The sequence below is a fragment of the Serratia sp. B501 genome, from assembly GCF_051172315.1.
Taxonomy (GTDB): domain Bacteria; phylum Pseudomonadota; class Gammaproteobacteria; order Enterobacterales; family Enterobacteriaceae; genus Serratia; species Serratia ureilytica.
Map to the genome: position 1 here is coordinate 57,610 of NZ_JBPIZB010000008.1, position 15,510 is coordinate 73,119.

Here is a 15,510-nt window from a genome sequence, read left to right on the forward strand (position 1 = left end):
CGTTCCTTCATTTCTGAGCCCGCATACCGTTTCTTTAACCTCTGTTCAGGACTCACCAAGATGATCGTTCGCTTATCCAAAGCGCTGCTGGTCTGCGCTATCGCTTTGTTCGCTTCGCTGGTCGCCTTCGGCAACATCACCGACTACGGCTCCAACTTCGCCTTCGTGCGCCATGTCTTTATGATGGACACGATTTTCCCCGACGCCACCATCGGCTATCGCTCGATACAGACACCGTGGCTGCATCACGCCGGTTATATTTTCATCATCGCGCTGGAAAGCCTGACCGCGCTGCTGTGCTGGATCGGCGGCCTGCGACTGTTGGGCGGCCTGAAACTGCCCGCCAGGGCCTTTAACGGCCGCAAAAAGCTGGCGGTGGTCGGCCTGACGCTGGGCTTCCTCACCTGGCAGGTCGGTTTCATGTCGATAGGCGGCGAGTGGTTCGGCATGTGGATGTCGAAGCAATGGAACGGCGTTCCCGATGCCTTTCGTTTCTTCATTACCATCATTTTGGTGCTGATTTATCTGGTGCAGCGCGACGGGGAGTTGGACGAGTAACGAAGATGGCCGCAGGCAGGGCGCCTGCGGCCGACGGATTATTTCTCTTCGGCCAGCGAGTAGGGCAAGGGTTTGATCGCCAACTGGCTGGCGGCATCGTCGCGCACCCGCAGCTTGCTGTCGGCGTCCAAATCGTTGTTCATCACCACCTGCACCCACAGCGTGCCGTCGGCCAATTGGCTCGACGCCAGTACGGTGCCGGTGCGGCGCCAGTTTTCACCCAGCTGCAGCTCCAGATCTTCCGCCGCCTGCGGGGCGCGAGCGGCTTTACCTTCCAGCCAGTAGAGCGCGCGTTTGTTGGCGCCGCGGAATTTGGCGCGCGCCACCATCTCCTGGCCGGTATAGCAGCCCTTGCTGAAGCTGATGCCTTCCAGCGCCTGCAGGTTGGTGGCCTGCGGGATCAGCTGCGCGCTGTTGGCGGCGTCGATAACCGGATAACCGGCTTCGATCTCCAGCGCCAGCCACTGGCTGCTGTCATTCAGTTCCGCCTGATCATGCAGTTTGCCGATCAGCTGTTCGGCTACGGCGGGGCGGGTCACCAGCAGAAAACGTTCCGCCGGCGCAGCGAAGTGCAGCAGCGTGGTTTCGCCTTCCTGCACCACCGGGTGCTCGGCGCTCGGCAGCGTGGCGAACAGGCCCGCCAGCGCGGCGCGCGCCTGGAAACCGGCGACCCCCAGCAATACTGCGTCATTATCGGCGGCGATGGTGACTTTGGAGAACACCGCATATTTTTTGATTTCAGCCAGTTGGCTGTCCAGCACGCTGCGGCGCTCCAGATAGGCGAAGCCTTCGCCGCGGTGGAACAGACGCAGGTTGCTCCACATTTTGCCCTTGGCGTCGCAGTGGGCGCACAGCACGTGTTGATCGGCCGCCAGCGCGTCGATGTCCGCCGTCACCTGGCCCTGGAGATATTTCACCGCGTCCGGCCCGTTCAGCGTCACCAGCGCCCAATCTTCCAGCGAGATCAGCGTCAGGGGCAGATGGGTGGAAGCGGAGGGCTGACGGGGTGGGAATGGAATGTTATGCGCCATAGTAAGTTCCTGCTCAACGTTTAGCTTACCTGAAGGGTATTGAACCCATGGTAAAAGAGGCGGCGGGCTTTGCAAACTGTTATTCGCGCCGCGGCGCCGGGGGGCGCTTTTTTTGGCATTTTGCGCTTTATTGCGTTTTCCGCCACAAAGCGCCTTCCCGGCGTGTATGTCAAATTGTTACTCTATAGGCTTGCGGCCAGGGCACCCTTGCAGACAGATCCCCGGTTGATGGAATTATATTGCGACGGCGTTGCCATACAGTGTGTCATTTGAACCCTGCGCTGGCGCTGCCGCGCTGAAAAGAGGTGAGTCATAACAACATGGATATTAACAACAAAGCACGTATTCACTGGGCTTGCCGTCGTGGCATGCGCGAGCTGGACATCTCCATCATGCCGTTCTTCGAATACGAATACGACAGCCTGAATGACGCGGACAAGGCGCTGTTCATCCGTCTGCTCGAGTGCGACGATCCCGATTTGTTCAACTGGCTGATGAATCATGGCGCGCCGCAGGACAGCGAGCTGCAAAGAATGGTGACCCTGATCCAAACGCGAAATAAAGATCGTGGCCCAGTGGCGATGTGATATCCGCATTTCCTGGCGCACCCAGCTGTTCTCTCTGTTGACCCACGGCGTCCTGATCCTGCTGATCCTGATTTCGCCCTGGCCGGAAGGCTTTGGTCCGCTCTGGCTGGTGTTGCTGACGCTGGTGGTGTTTCAGTGCATTCGCAGCCAGAAGCGCATCGCTGCGGTGCAGGGTGAACTGCGGCTGCTGGCGGACAGGTGTTTCAGCTGGCACGGCCGAGAATGGCAGCTGGCGAAAAAGCCCTGGATGCCGGGCTACGGCCTGCTGCTGACGCTACAGCCTATGGAGGGCAAAAAGCGCCGTCGGCTGTGGCTGGCTTCCGACTGCATGAGCAAAGAGGAGTGGCGCCACCTGCGGCAGCTGTTGCTGTATCCGCCGGCGGGTGACGGCGAGGAACCCTGATGAAACCCGTACTCTGGTTGGTGGAGGATGAACCCAGCATTGCCGATACGCTGGTTTACACGCTGGAGAGCGAAGGCTTCGAAGTACGCTGGTTCGAACGTGCGGAACCGGCGTTGCAGGCGCTGGCGCAAGGCGCGCCCGCGCTCGCTATCCTCGATGTCGGTTTGCCGGATATCAACGGCTTTGAATTGTGTCGCCGCCTACTGGCTCAGGCGGCTGACCTGCCGATTCTGTTTCTTACCGCCCGCAGTGATGAAGTGGATCGCCTGATCGGGCTGGAGATCGGCGCCGACGACTATGTCGCCAAGCCGTTCTCCCCTCGTGAGGTCAGCGCCCGGGTGCGCACCATTTTGCGCCGCCTGCATAAGCAGCAGCGCCTGCAACAGAGCGCGCGCTACCATTTCGGTGCTTTCACGCTCGATGAAGATGCGGCCACCATCTCCTACCATCAGCGGCCGCTGCCGCTGACCCGTTACGAATACCTGCTGCTGAAGACGTTGCTGTTGGCGCCGGGGCGGGTGTTCTCGCGGCAGCAACTGATGGAAAGCGTTTGGGCGCAGGCGGAAGAAAGCCTGGATCGCACCGTCGATACCCACATTAAAACGCTGCGCGCTAAGCTGCGTGCGGTTGAGCCCGGTGAGCCGCCGATCCACACCCACCGCGGATTGGGCTACAGCGTGAGCCGCCAGCCATGAAAATTGGCCTGCGCCTGCTGCTGGGATATTTTCTGATCGTGGCGGTGGCCGGGTACTTTGTGCTGAGCATTTTCGTCCAGGAAGTGAAGCCCGGCGTGCGGCGCGCTACCGAAGGCACGCTGGTGGACACCGCCAACCTGCTGGCGCAGATCGCCCGTCAGGACATGCAGCACGGCGATGCGGCGCATGGCCAACTGGCGCAGGCGTTCACGCAGCTGAACCAGCGGCCGATCGGCGCCAATATCTCCGGCATCCGCAAGGATCGCAGCGAATACCACGTCTATCTTACCGATGCCCAGGGGTGGGTTATCTTCGATTCTGCCGGCCGCGCGCAGGGGCAGGACTATTCGCGCTGGAATGACGTTTATCGGACGCTACGCGGTGAGTACGGCGCTCGCAGTACCCGCAGCGATCCAGAAGATGAAAACAGTTCGGTGATGTATGTGGCCGCGCCGGTGATAGAACAAGGGCGTATTATCGGCGTGCTCACCGTGGGGAAACCCAACAGCACCATGGCGCCGGTGATCAAACGCAGCGAACGGCGCATTCTGTGGGCCGGCGCGTTGCTGCTGGGGATTGCGCTGCTGATCGGCGCGGTATTCGTCTGGTGGATCAACCGTTCGATAGGCCGGCTGGTGCGTTATGCCGACGGGGTGGCGCAAGGGGAAATCGCGCCGCTGCCCAAAGTGGGCGGCCGGGAATTGACGCAGCTGGCGCAGGCGTTGGAGAGCATGCGGCTGAAGCTGGAAGGCAAAGCTTATATCGAACAGTATGCACATACCCTGACGCATGAGCTGAAAAGCCCGCTGGCGGCGATCAGGGGCGCGGCGGAGCTGTTGCAGGAACTGCCGCCGCCGGAGACCGCCCGGCGTTTTCTTACCAACATCGAGCAGCAAAGCGCACGCATCCAGCAGCTGGTGGACAAACTGCTGGTGCAGGCGCGGCTGGAGAGTCGGCCAGACATGGAGACCGCGCCCATCGCGATCGCGGCGCTGGTCAGCCAGACGATGGCGGGCAAAGAAGCGCAGGCGACGCAGCGCGGCGTCAAATTGCAACTGGAGGCGTTGGCGGAGGTGACGCTGAACGGCGATGCGTTGCTGATCAGCCAGGCGCTGACCAACCTGCTGGACAATGCGATCGACTTTACTCCGCCGGGCGGTTGCGTCAGCGTGCGAGGCGAACGGCGGGAACAGCATTACTGCATCAGCGTTTGCGATGACGGCAGCGGCATTCCGGACTATGCGCTCGATAAGGTGTTCGAGCGTTTTTATTCGCTGCCGCGCGCCGAACGGCCGAAAAGCAGCGGGCTGGGGCTGAACTTCGTGCAGGAGGTCGCCCGTCTGCATCATGGCGGCATTCACCTGTGCAACCGCCGGCCGCACGGGGTGGAAGCGACTTTCATGTTATCGCTGTAACTTCACCTTCCCTTCACATAACCACATTCTGATTTCACCTGCGGATTTTATCGTGGCCTCATAACCTACGAGGAGCGAGCATGATGAAATCGGTACTTTTCTGGAAAATAACCACGCTGCTGGGATTGATGGTAGTGATGTTGATCCCCATCGCCCAACTGATGAGCGTGATCGACGAGCGCAGCGGCTATCGGCAAAGCGTGGTCGGGCAGGTGAGCGAAAGCACCAGCGGGGCGCAGCGCGTGCTTGGCCCGTTGATTGTCATTCCCTATGTCGAACGCGAAGAGAAGAAAGACGAGAAAGGGCAAACGGTAGTGCAGCGGGTGCAGCATTACCGCTATTTGCTGCCTGAGTCGCTTCAGGTGCAGGGGGCGCCGAAAGTAGAGGTGCGCAAACTGGGTATTTATCAAACGCAGGTTTACCAGGGGCCGCTGAGCTTCAAGGTGCGTTTCGGCCAGCCGGAGCTGACGGATTTGCAACGCGCCAACGTGACCGTCGGCCAGCCGTTCCTGCTGGTGGCGCTGAGTGACTCCCGCGGCATCAAGAGCATTTCTCCGCTGGCAATGCCGCAGCCGGTGGCGTTTGAGCCGGGCACCGGCGTGGGATCGTTGCGCCAGGGGATCCACGCCCCGCTGACGCTGGCGATGCTACAACAAAAAGAGGGGCTGAACGCCGACTTCACCCTGACGTTGGCGGGCACCAGCAGCCTGTCGCTGGTGCCGCTGGGGCGCAGCAGCGAGCTGCAGTTGCAAAGCAACTGGCCGCATCCGAATTTCCTCGGCAACTTCCTGCCGGACGAACGCAAGGTGACGGAGCAGGGGTTTAGCGCTCGCTGGCGCAGCACCTGGTTTGCCAACAACATCAACAGTGCGTTCTATTACGACGATGGCATTATCGACGAGGACAAACTGCCGGCCTTCAGCGCCAGCCTGGTCGAACCGGTCGATCATTATCAGCTGACCGAGCGCGCGGTCAAATACGCGCTGCTGTTTATCGGGCTGACGTTTATGGCATTTTTCCTGTTCGAAACTCTGACCGGGCTGCGGGTGCACCCGATTCAATATCTGTTGGTCGGCGCGGCGCTGGTATTGTTCTACCTGATTCTGCTGGCCTTCTCCGAACACCTGGGATTCGCTCTCGCTTACCTAGCTGCCAGCATCGCCTGCAGCGGACTGATCGGCTTTTATCTGAGCGCCGTACTGCGCGGCAAGCTGCGCGGTGCGCTGTTCGCCGCGAGCCTATTGCTGTTGTACGGCGTGCTCTATTTGCTGTTGCAGTCGGAGGACAATGCGTTGGTGCTGGGAGCAGGGCTGCTGTTCGCCATTCTGGCGGGCATTATGCTGTTGACGCGCAAACTGGACTGGTATCAGGTGGCTGATCCGGCGCGTTTGACCAAGGAAACGCCAGCTGCGGAAGACGAGCCACGCTTCCGTCTGTGGAAATAAGCGAGGGGGATCGGGCGCGCTACGCGCCCGATAGCGGCTACAGCAGCGGCTCCATTTCCAACAGGATCTGTTCGCACCATTGCTGCAGGCGCTCTTCGCTCAGATCGTATTGGTTGACCTCATCGAGCGCCAGGCCGACGAAGTGTTTGCCGTCGGCGCTCAGCGGTTTGGGGCTGGTGAACTCGAAGCCCTCAGTTGGCCAGAAGCCGATGAACTGCACGCCCAGCGGCGCGATGTGATCGTGCAGCATGCCCAGCGCGTCGAGGAACCACTCGCCGTAACCGAGCTGATCGCCCATGCCGTACATGGCGACGATCTTGCCTTTCAGATCCAGCGCCGGCAGCTGCGGCCAGATCGCTTCCCAGTCTTCCTGCAGTTCGCCGAAATCCCAGGTCGGGATGCCGAGGATGAGAATGGAATAGTCCTCCATCAGCTTGGGCGAGACGTCTTTCAGGTTGTGCAGGTCGACCAGGTCTTCACCCAGAATCTCACGGATTTTTTCTGCCGCCATCTCGGTGTAGCAGGTGCTGGAGCCGTAAAACAGACCAATCTTCATGTGTAAACCGTTACGTTGCTGTTTAGAGAATTGCAGCGAGTATACCTGATTTGCGTCGGCTTAAGGCATAATGGCGCGGGTGGAAATGCAACGAAGAGAGGACCGCGTGCAACAGCAAGACAATGCGCTGATTGAACAATTCCTGGATGCGCTGTGGCTTGAGCGCAATCTGGCGGAAAATACGCTGGCCTCCTACCGGCTGGATTTGCAGGCCCTGGGCGCCTGGCTTGGCCAGCAAAACACCGACTTGCTGCAGGCGCAGGCCTTGGATCTGCAGGCGTTTCTCGCCGAGCGGGTGGACGGCGGCTACAAGGCCACCAGCTCCGCGCGTTTGTTGAGTGCCATGAGGCGCCTGTTTCAATATCTGTACCGCGAGAAGCTGCGCGCCGACGATCCCACCGCGCAGCTGGCGTCTCCCAAGTTGCCGCAGCGTTTGCCGAAAGATCTGAGCGAGGCGCAGGTCGATGCGCTGCTGCAGGCGCCCTGCGTCGATCAGCCGCTGGAGCTGCGCGACAAGGCGATGCTCGAGGTGTTGTACGCCACCGGGCTGCGGGTCTCTGAGCTGGTGGGGTTGAACATCAGCGACGTCAGCCTGCGTCAGGGCGTGGTGCGGGTGATCGGCAAGGGCAACAAGGAGCGGCTGGTGCCGCTGGGCGAAGAAGCGGTCTACTGGATCGAAAATTATCTGGAGCACGGTCGCCCGTGGCTGGTCAACGGCCAGACGCTGGATGTGCTGTTCCCCAGCAACCGGTGTCAGCAAATGACCCGACAGACGTTCTGGCATCGCATCAAACACTATGCCATCCTTGCGGGCATCGACAGCGAGCGTCTGTCGCCGCATGTGTTGCGGCACGCGTTCGCCACCCATTTGCTGAACCATGGGGCCGATCTCCGTGTCGTACAGATGTTGTTAGGCCACAGCGATCTCTCGACCACGCAAATTTATACTCATGTAGCGACCGAACGACTGAAACAGCTACATCAACAGCATCACCCGCGCGCCTGAGCGGCGGGTTCGAAAGGATTGGAACAATGAAAAAAGGTTTAATGCTGCTCTCTCTGCTGGTGGCTTCGGTGGCCGGCGCCGCCCATGCCGATGACGCGGCGATCAAAAAAGCGCTCGCCAGCCTGGGCATTCAGCAGGCGGACGTGCAGCCTTCGCCGGTCAACGGCCTGAAAACCGTGCTGACCGACAGCGGCGTGCTGTACGCCTCCGAAGACGGCAAGCACATCCTGCAGGGCCCGCTGTTCGACGTTAGCGGCAAAGAGCCGGTCAACGTGACCAACCAACTGCTGAGCACCAAGATGGAAGCGCTGAAAGATCAGATGATCGTTTACAAAGCGCCGAAAGAGAAACACGTGATCACCGTGTTCACCGATATCACCTGCGGTTACTGTCACAAACTGCATCAGCAGATGAAAGAGTACAACGACCTGGGCATTACCGTGCGTTACCTGGCGTTCCCGCGCCAGGGGCTGGCTTCCCAGGCTGAAAAAGACATGCAGTCGATCTGGTGCACCGCCGACAAGGCCAAGGCGTTCGACGCCGCCATGAAGGGCGACGCCGTTTCTCCGGCGACCTGCAAAACCGACATCAGCAAGCATTACGAGCTGGGCGTGCAGTTCGGCATTCAGGGCACGCCGGCCATCATCCTGGAAAACGGCATGATGATCCCGGGCTATCAGGGGCCGAAAGAGATGGCCGCCATGCTGGACGCGCATCAGGCCGCCACCAAAGCCGGTGGTTAATCGCCGGTGAGTATCAAAACGCAACTACGCCGCCGCCCGGCGGCGGACGACACGCATCTGCCCGCCAGTTTGCCGCCGCTTCTGCGTCGGCTTTACGCCCTGCGCGGCGTGCAGGCTGAGCAAGAACTGGAGCGCGGCGTTAAGGGCATGCTGCCCTGGCAACAGCTGGACGGCATCGACGCCGCCGTCAGCCTGTTGCAGCAAGCGCTGGCCGACGGTCGCCGCATCATGGTGGTGGGCGATTTCGACGCCGATGGCGCCACCAGCACCGCGCTGACGGTGCTGGCGCTGCGCAGCATGGGCGGCGCAGCCGTCGATTATCTGGTGCCTAACCGTTTCGAAGACGGTTACGGCCTGAGCCCCGAAGTGGTGGAGCAGGCGGCGGCGCGCGGCGCAGAACTCATTGTTACCGTCGATAACGGCATCTCCTCCCACGCCGGCGTCGACGTGGCGCACGCCAAAGGCATGCAGGTGCTGGTGACCGATCACCACCTGCCGGGCGAGACCCTGCCGGCGGCTGAAGCGATCGTTAACCCCAACCTGCGCGGCTGCGCCTTCCCGTCCAAATCGCTGGCGGGAGTAGGCGTCGCGTTCTACCTGATGCTGGCGCTGCGCGCCCGGCTGCGGGACAGCGGCTGGTTCGAGCAGCGCGCGCTGGCGATGCCGAATCTGGCGGAACTGCTGGATCTGGTGGCGCTCGGCACCGTGGCCGACGTGGTGCCGCTGGACGCCAACAACCGCATTCTGGTGTATCAGGGATTAAACCGCATCCGCGCCGGCAAATGCCGACCGGGCATCCGCGCGCTGCTCGAAGTGGCCAACCGCGACGCCCGCCAACTGGCGGCCAACGATCTTGGTTTCGCCCTCGGCCCGCGGCTCAATGCCGCCGGCAGGCTGGACGACATGTCGATCGGCGTGGCGCTGCTGTTGAGCGACGACATCGCGCAGGCGCGCATGCTGGCCAACGATCTCGATGCGCTGAACCAGACGCGACGCGAGATAGAGCAGGGCATGCAGGTGGAAGCCCTGCAGCTGTGCGATCAGTTGGAGCGCACCAGCACCGAGCTGCCTTACGGGCTGGCGATGTATCATCCGGAATGGCATCAGGGCGTGGTGGGCATCCTCGCTTCGCGCATCAAAGAGCGTTTCCACCGTCCGGTGATCGCTTTCGCGCCGGCGGGCGAAGGCATCCTGAAAGGCTCCGGCCGTTCGGTGCCCGGCTTGCACATGCGCGACGCGCTGGAGCGGCTGGATATGCTGAACCCCGGGCTGATGATGAAGTTCGGCGGCCACGCGATGGCGGCCGGGCTGTCGCTGGAAGAGGCTAAATTCGACGAGTTCCGCCAGCGTTTCGGCGAGCTGGTGGGCGAATGGCTCGATCCGGCGATGTTGGAAGGGGTGATCTGGTCCGATGGCGAACTGGCGATGCAGGAGCTGTCGTTGACGACGGCGGAGCTGCTGCGCGAGGGCGGCCCGTGGGGCCAGGCGTTCCCGGAACCGACCTTCGACGGCAAGTTCCGCATCCTGCAGCAGCGGTTGGTGGGTGAGAAACACCTGAAGCTGATGGTGGAACCGCTTGGCGGCGGCCCGTTGCTCGACGGCATCGCGTTCAACGTGGACACCACGCTGTGGCCGGACAGCAGCGTGCGCGAAGTGGAACTGGCCTACAAACTCGACGTCAACGAGTTTCGCGGCAACCGCAACGTGCAACTGCTGATCCAGCACCTTTGGCCGCGCTGAGGCGAAATTGAACACAACTCGGGGATTGGGCTCTCCAATCCCCGGCATCCTTCCCGATCGCCACAAAAACTGACCAACTCGCTATAAACTGCCGCCCGGATCCGTTAGAATTAGCGGTTCCAATGGCATTCCGCCATCGACGACATCAACGTAAAAGAACGCAAAACCATGTTTGAAATTAACCCGGTAAAAAACCGAATTCAGGACCTGTCCGAGCGGACTGCGGTTCTTAGGGGGTATCTTTGACTATGATGCCAAGAAGGAACGCCTAGAAGAAGTCAACGCCGAGCTGGAGCAGCCGGACGTTTGGAACGAACCGGAGCGCGCACAGGCGCTCGGCAAAGAGCGCGCCGCGCTGGAAGCCATCGTTGAAACCATCGATCACCTGCAGCAGGGCAGCGAAGACGTCAGCGGTCTGCTGGAGCTGGCGGTGGAAGCCGACGATGAAGAGACCTTCAACGAAGCGGTCGCCGAACTCGATCAACTGATCGCCAAGCTCGAGCAGCTGGAATTCCGCCGCATGTTCTCTGGCGAATACGACAGCGCCGACTGCTATCTGGACATTCAGGCCGGCTCCGGCGGCACCGAAGCGCAAGACTGGGCCAGCATGCTGCTGCGCATGTACCTGCGCTGGGCCGAAGCCAAGGGCTTCAAGACCGAAGTGATCGAAGAGTCCGACGGCGACGTTGCGGGCCTGAAATCGGCCACCATCAAGATCATCGGCGACTACGCGTTCGGCTGGTTGCGCACTGAAACCGGCGTTCACCGCCTGGTGCGCAAGAGCCCGTTCGACTCCGGCGGCCGTCGCCACACCTCGTTCAGCTCGGTGTTCATCTACCCGGAAGTGGACGACGATATCGACATCGATATCAACCCGGCGGATCTGCGCATCGACGTGTACCGCGCCTCCGGTGCGGGCGGTCAGCACGTCAACAAAACCGAATCCGCCGTACGTATTACTCACCTGCCAACCAACATCGTGGTGCAGTGCCAGAACGATCGTTCTCAGCATAAGAACAAGGATCAAGCGTTTAAACAGCTGCGAGCCAAGCTGTACGAGTTTGAGATGCAAAAGAAAAATGCTGATAAACAGGCGATGGAAGACAACAAGTCCGACATCGGCTGGGGCAGCCAAATCCGTTCTTACGTGCTGGATGACTCCCGCATCAAGGATTTGCGCACCAACGTCGAAACGCGTAACACGCAGGCCGTACTGGATGGCGACCTGGATAAATTCATTGAGGCAAGTTTGAAAGCCGGGTTATGAGGAATAGAAATGTCTGAACAACAAGTACAGGGCGCCGATCAGGCGCTGGATCTCAATAACGAGCTGCAGTCCCGCCGCGAGAAACTGGCCGGCCTGCGTGAGAACGGCATTGCGTTCCCGAACGACTTCCGTCGCGACTCCACCTCCGACAAGCTGCACGCCGCGTACGGCGATAAAGACAACGAAGAGCTGGAAGCGCTGGGCGTAGAAGTGACCGTCGCCGGCCGCATGATGACTCGCCGCATTATGGGCAAGGCATCCTTCGTTACGCTGCAGGACGTGGGCGGCCGCATTCAGCTGTACGTCGCGCGCGACGATCTGGCTGAAGGCGTGTACAACGAGCAGTTCAAGAAGTGGGACCTGGGCGATATCCTCGGCGCGCGCGGCAAGCTGTTCAAAACCAAGACCGGCGAACTGTCGATCCACTGCACCGAACTGCGTCTGCTGACCAAAGCGCTGCGTCCGCTGCCGGACAAATTTCACGGCCTGGCGGATCAGGAAACCCGTTACCGCCAGCGTTACCTGGATCTGATCGCCAACGAAGAATCGCGCAACACCTTCAAAGTGCGTTCTCAGGTGATGTCGGCTATCCGTAACTTCATGGTGGAACGCGGCTTCATGGAAGTCGAAACCCCGATGATGCAGGTGATCCCGGGCGGCGCGTCGGCGCGTCCGTTCATCACCCACCACAATGCGCTGGATATCGACATGTACCTGCGCATCGCGCCGGAACTGTATCTGAAGCGTCTGGTGGTCGGCGGCTTTGAGCGCGTGTTCGAAATCAACCGCAACTTCCGTAACGAAGGCGTTTCTCCGCGTCACAACCCAGAGTTCACCATGATGGAACTCTATATGGCTTACGCGGATTACAAAGACCTGATCGAGCTGACCGAGACGCTGTTCCGCACCCTGACCGAGAAAGTGCTGGGCACCTCTCAGGTGCAGTACGGCGACGAAGTGTTCGACTTCGGCAAGCCGTTCGAGAAGCTGACCATGACCGAGGCGATCAAGAAATACCGTCCGGAAACCGATCTGGCTGACCTGGCCGATATGGGCAAAGCGGTGGCCATCGCGGAATCCATCGGCATCAAGGTTGAGAAGAGCTGGGGCCTGGGCCGCGTCGTGACCGAGATCTTCGAAGAAGTGGCGGAAAGCCATCTGATTCAGCCGACCTTCATCACCGAGTACCCGGCTGAAGTGTCGCCGCTGGCGCGCCGCAACGACGTGAACCCGGAAATCACCGACCGCTTCGAGTTCTTCATCGGCGGCCGTGAAATCGGCAACGGCTTCTCGGAGCTGAACGACGCCGAAGACCAGGCGCAGCGCTTCGCCGATCAGGTGAACGCCAAAGACGCCGGCGACGACGAAGCGATGTTCTACGACGAAGACTACGTCACCGCGCTGGAGCACGGCCTGCCGCCGACCGCCGGTCTGGGCATCGGCATCGACCGCATGGTGATGCTGTTCACCAACAGCCACACCATCCGCGACGTGATTCTGTTCCCGGCGATGCGCCCGCAGAAATAATCGCGTTTAGCGTGAAACCACCGGTGCAGGCAACTGCGCCGGTTTTTTTTCGCCCACCGGACTTAACCGCTTAAAACATCGACAGTTACGCGCCATCTCCGCTTGCCCGCCGCCGATAACCGGTTATAATGCCTGTCGCACACCGATGCGGGTGTAGTTCAATGGTAGAACGGCAGCTTCCCAAGCTGCATACGAGGGTTCGATTCCCTTCACCCGCTCCAGTACCCCCTCGTGAAAGCATCCTGATTCTCCAAAACGTTACCCCAACCCAATCCTTTGCACATGTAAGCATTATTTATTTCTGGTCGCCCGCCATCCCACCCGCATCATCAGCGCCGTGGTGAAGAAAGCAGGGCAAAAAAATGCCGCCCCTGGGGACGGCATGTCGGCATTCAGCGCACCAGATGCAAGAAATGCAGATGCTTTTCGTACTGGTCGAGAATATCGTTGATCAACTGCTCCTGATTCCAGCCCATGACATCGTAGTTCTGGCCGCCTTCTTTCAGGTAGATCTCCGCGCGATAATATTTGTGCTGCTCGGCTTGCTGTTCATCATTATCCAGCCCGGCCAGGGCGAAGGTCGGCGAGCTGTAGCCGCGCAGTCTGACTTCATAGATAAAGTTAAGCTCATCGCCTAAATCAACCTCGAAACGAATGCGATCTTCCGCGCCGGTGTTGATACTGCTGAGCGTGCCTTGCTTACTCAGCTCCTCCTGCACCAGCGTCATGGCCGACTGGATGACTTCGTCCATAAAGCGCTTAACCAGCGAGCGCTTTGGCAGATAAGCGATATTACGCAGCCTGCGCTGCCAGGGGATAGGATTGCGGGCGGCGGTAGGGGCGATGGTGGCCATATTCTGGCTGTCGCGCTTGGTCAGATCGCGACGCAGCGCCTTAAGCAAACCGTAAATGGATATCAGCAAGATGGCCGAGAAAGGCAGCGCGCTGGCGATGGTGACGGTTTGCAGCGCGCTGAGCCCCCCGGCGATCAGCAAGGCGATGGCGACGATGCCCATCAGCGACGCCCAGAAAATGCGTTGCCATACCGGCGTGTTGCTGGAGCCGCCCGAAGCCAGCGTATCCACGACATGGCGCCGGAGTCGGCGGACGTGACAAAAAAGACGATAACCATCGCCATGGCGATAAACGAAAGCACGCTGGAGAATGGGAAATGCTCCAGGAAGTTAAACAACGCCAAGGCCACGTCTTGTTGTACCGTAGCGGCGAGATCTGTCGCGCCCTTTTCCATGATGAGGTAAATGGCGCTGTTGCCGAACACGGTCATCCACATGAGGGTGAAGCCGGCCGGGACGAACAGCACGCCCGTGACAAATTCGCGGATGGTTCGGCCGCGGGAAACCCGTGCGATGAACATCCCGACGAAAGGCGACCAGGAGAGCCACCACCCCCAGTAGAGCAGCGTCCATCCGCCTAGCCAGTTGCTGGATTTGGGTTCATAGGCATACAGGTTGAAGGTTTTGCTGACCAGCTCGGACAGATAGCCGCCGGTATTTTCCACAAAGGATTTCAACAGCAAAACGGTTGGCCCCAACAGCAAGACCAAGGCCAGGAGCAACAGCGCCAGGCTGAGGTTCAGCTCCGACAGAAAGCGTATGCCCTTCTCCAGCCCGGAAACCACGGAAATGGTGGCCAGCCCGGTAATCACTACGATTAATATCACCTGAACGGTTTCGTTGATTGGCACGCCAAACAGGTGGTTAAGCCCGGCGTTGACCTGCAATACGCCATAACCCAGCGAGGTCGCGACCCCGAATACGGTGCCGATGACGGCGAAGATATCGACGGCGTGGCCGATAGGGCCATAAATGCGATCGCCGATGATCGGATAAAGCGCGGAGCGCAGGGTCAACGGCAGGCCATGCCGATAGCTGAAGAAGGCCAGAATCAACGCCACGATGGCGTAGATTGCCCAGGCATGCAGCCCCCAGTGGAAAAAGGTCAGGCGCATGGCTTGTTTGGCCGCCTCGATGCTCTCGGGCGTGCCGACCGGCGGCGAGAGATAGTGCATAACCGGTTCCGCCACGCCGAAGAACATCAGACCAATGCCCATCCCCGCCGAAAACAGCATGGCAAACCAGGAGTGGTAGCGAAAATCGGGTTGCGCATGATCGGGGCCAAGTTTGATGTCGCCGTAACGAGAAAGCCCCAGAAACGTCACGCTGAGCAATATGAGCGCCACGGCCAAAATATAAAACCAGCTGGCGTTGGTGAAGATTTGTTGCTGCAGAAGCTTGAAGTTTTTGTCAGCGACGTCGGGGAAAAAGGCGGCGAAGGCGACCAGAAGAAAAATGAGGACTGCAGAGGTGAAGAATACCGCTTTGTTGATATGGCTTTGCGGCTTATTTAAGGAGGTGTCTTTCTCACTCATAAATTGATTTATTCCATTTGATTGATTATCGCCCTGAATGGAGGAAAGGTGGTGACTGTAATATCGTAGCAAAATAGTCGGGCTGGCGCAGGAGGCCGACGCCGCTCTATAGAGCGGAATTACCGCTGTCTCTGTGCGGTAATTCCGA

Annotated in this window: 13 protein-coding genes, 1 tRNA gene and 1 pseudogene; 12 read left to right on the forward strand and 3 right to left on the reverse strand. The window is 60.0% G+C overall.

Annotated features, from left to right (window positions below; genetic code table 11):
• The first annotated feature begins 60 nt into the window (after window positions 1-60).
• Window positions 61-558 carry a DUF2165 family protein gene (locus ACSBQV_RS20610; RefSeq protein ID WP_033644774.1) on the forward strand — a complete coding sequence of 166 codons (498 nt, stop codon included), beginning with the start codon at window positions 61-63 and terminating at the stop codon, window positions 556-558.
• Between the two features lie 38 nt (window positions 559-596).
• On the opposite strand, the gene ygfZ is transcribed toward ACSBQV_RS20610, so the two are convergent.
• Entirely contained in the window at window positions 597-1,589 is a 993-nt protein-coding gene (gene ygfZ, locus ACSBQV_RS20615) for a tRNA-modifying protein YgfZ (RefSeq protein WP_099783413.1), read from the reverse strand.
• Between the two features lie 320 nt (window positions 1,590-1,909).
• Between ygfZ and sdhE the strand changes: the two genes are divergently transcribed.
• From sdhE to creD, 5 genes are all read left to right on the forward strand, one after another.
• Entirely contained in the window at window positions 1,910-2,176 is a 267-nt protein-coding gene (gene sdhE / locus ACSBQV_RS20620; protein ID WP_019455657.1) for an FAD assembly factor SdhE, read from the forward strand.
• Window positions 2,157-2,579 carry a protein YgfX gene (locus tag ACSBQV_RS20625; protein ID WP_099783414.1) on the forward strand — a complete coding sequence of 141 codons (423 nt, stop codon included), beginning with the start codon at window positions 2,157-2,159 and terminating at the stop codon, window positions 2,577-2,579. Before sdhE ends, ACSBQV_RS20625 begins: the two co-directional genes overlap by 20 nt.
• Complete coding sequence (gene creB, locus ACSBQV_RS20630; RefSeq protein WP_025304122.1) at window positions 2,579-3,274, forward strand: two-component system response regulator CreB; 696 nt, start codon at window positions 2,579-2,581, stop codon at window positions 3,272-3,274. Before ACSBQV_RS20625 ends, creB begins: the two co-directional genes overlap by 1 nt.
• Entirely contained in the window at window positions 3,271-4,689 is a 1,419-nt protein-coding gene (creC, locus tag ACSBQV_RS20635; protein ID WP_099783416.1) for a two-component system sensor histidine kinase CreC, read from the forward strand. Before creB ends, creC begins: the two co-directional genes overlap by 4 nt.
• 80 nt (window positions 4,690-4,769) lie before the next feature.
• Window positions 4,770-6,134: a cell envelope integrity protein CreD gene (creD, locus tag ACSBQV_RS20640; RefSeq protein WP_033652165.1), complete on the forward strand. Its 1,365-nt coding sequence runs from the start codon at window positions 4,770-4,772 to the stop codon at window positions 6,132-6,134.
• A 37-nt stretch (window positions 6,135-6,171) separates the two neighbouring features.
• On the opposite strand, the gene fldB is transcribed toward creD, so the two are convergent.
• The gene (gene fldB / locus ACSBQV_RS20645; protein ID WP_033635825.1) at window positions 6,172-6,690 is read right to left on the reverse strand and encodes a flavodoxin FldB; all 519 of its coding nucleotides are present in this window, start codon (window positions 6,688-6,690) and stop codon (window positions 6,172-6,174) included.
• Window positions 6,691-6,796: 106 nt separating this feature from the next.
• On the opposite strand from fldB, the gene xerD reads away from it, so the two are divergent.
• From xerD to ACSBQV_RS20675, 6 genes are all read left to right on the forward strand, one after another.
• Window positions 6,797-7,696 carry a site-specific tyrosine recombinase XerD gene (gene xerD / locus ACSBQV_RS20650; RefSeq protein WP_033644935.1) on the forward strand — a complete coding sequence of 300 codons (900 nt, stop codon included), beginning with the start codon at window positions 6,797-6,799 and terminating at the stop codon, window positions 7,694-7,696.
• A gap of 26 nt (window positions 7,697-7,722) precedes the next feature.
• The gene (dsbC, locus tag ACSBQV_RS20655) at window positions 7,723-8,439 is read left to right on the forward strand and encodes a bifunctional protein-disulfide isomerase/oxidoreductase DsbC (protein WP_042785306.1); all 717 of its coding nucleotides are present in this window, start codon (window positions 7,723-7,725) and stop codon (window positions 8,437-8,439) included.
• A gap of 6 nt (window positions 8,440-8,445) precedes the next feature.
• Window positions 8,446-10,179, forward strand: a complete 1,734-nt coding sequence (recJ, locus tag ACSBQV_RS20660) for a single-stranded-DNA-specific exonuclease RecJ (protein ID WP_099783418.1) — start codon at window positions 8,446-8,448, stop codon at window positions 10,177-10,179.
• Window positions 10,180-10,347: 168 nt separating this feature from the next.
• Window positions 10,348-11,446, forward strand: a protein-coding gene (gene prfB, locus ACSBQV_RS20665) for a peptide chain release factor 2 (protein WP_099783420.1) whose coding sequence is annotated in 2 segments (ribosomal slippage) — window positions 10,348-10,422 and window positions 10,424-11,446 — 1,098 coding nt in all. Because the reading frame shifts where the segments join, the coding sequence is not laid out codon by codon here.
• A gap of 9 nt (window positions 11,447-11,455) precedes the next feature.
• A complete protein-coding gene (gene lysS / locus ACSBQV_RS20670; RefSeq protein WP_004931697.1) occupies window positions 11,456-12,973 on the forward strand; it encodes a lysine--tRNA ligase in 1,518 nt (505 codons plus the stop codon).
• Between the two features lie 147 nt (window positions 12,974-13,120).
• Window positions 13,121-13,194: transfer RNA gene (locus tag ACSBQV_RS20675), tRNA-Gly, on the forward strand.
• Between the two features lie 171 nt (window positions 13,195-13,365).
• Here the strand turns inward: ACSBQV_RS20675 and ACSBQV_RS20680 are convergent.
• Window positions 13,366-15,362, reverse strand: a pseudogene (locus tag ACSBQV_RS20680) (BCCT family transporter).
• Window positions 15,363-15,510: the final 148 nt, after the last annotated feature.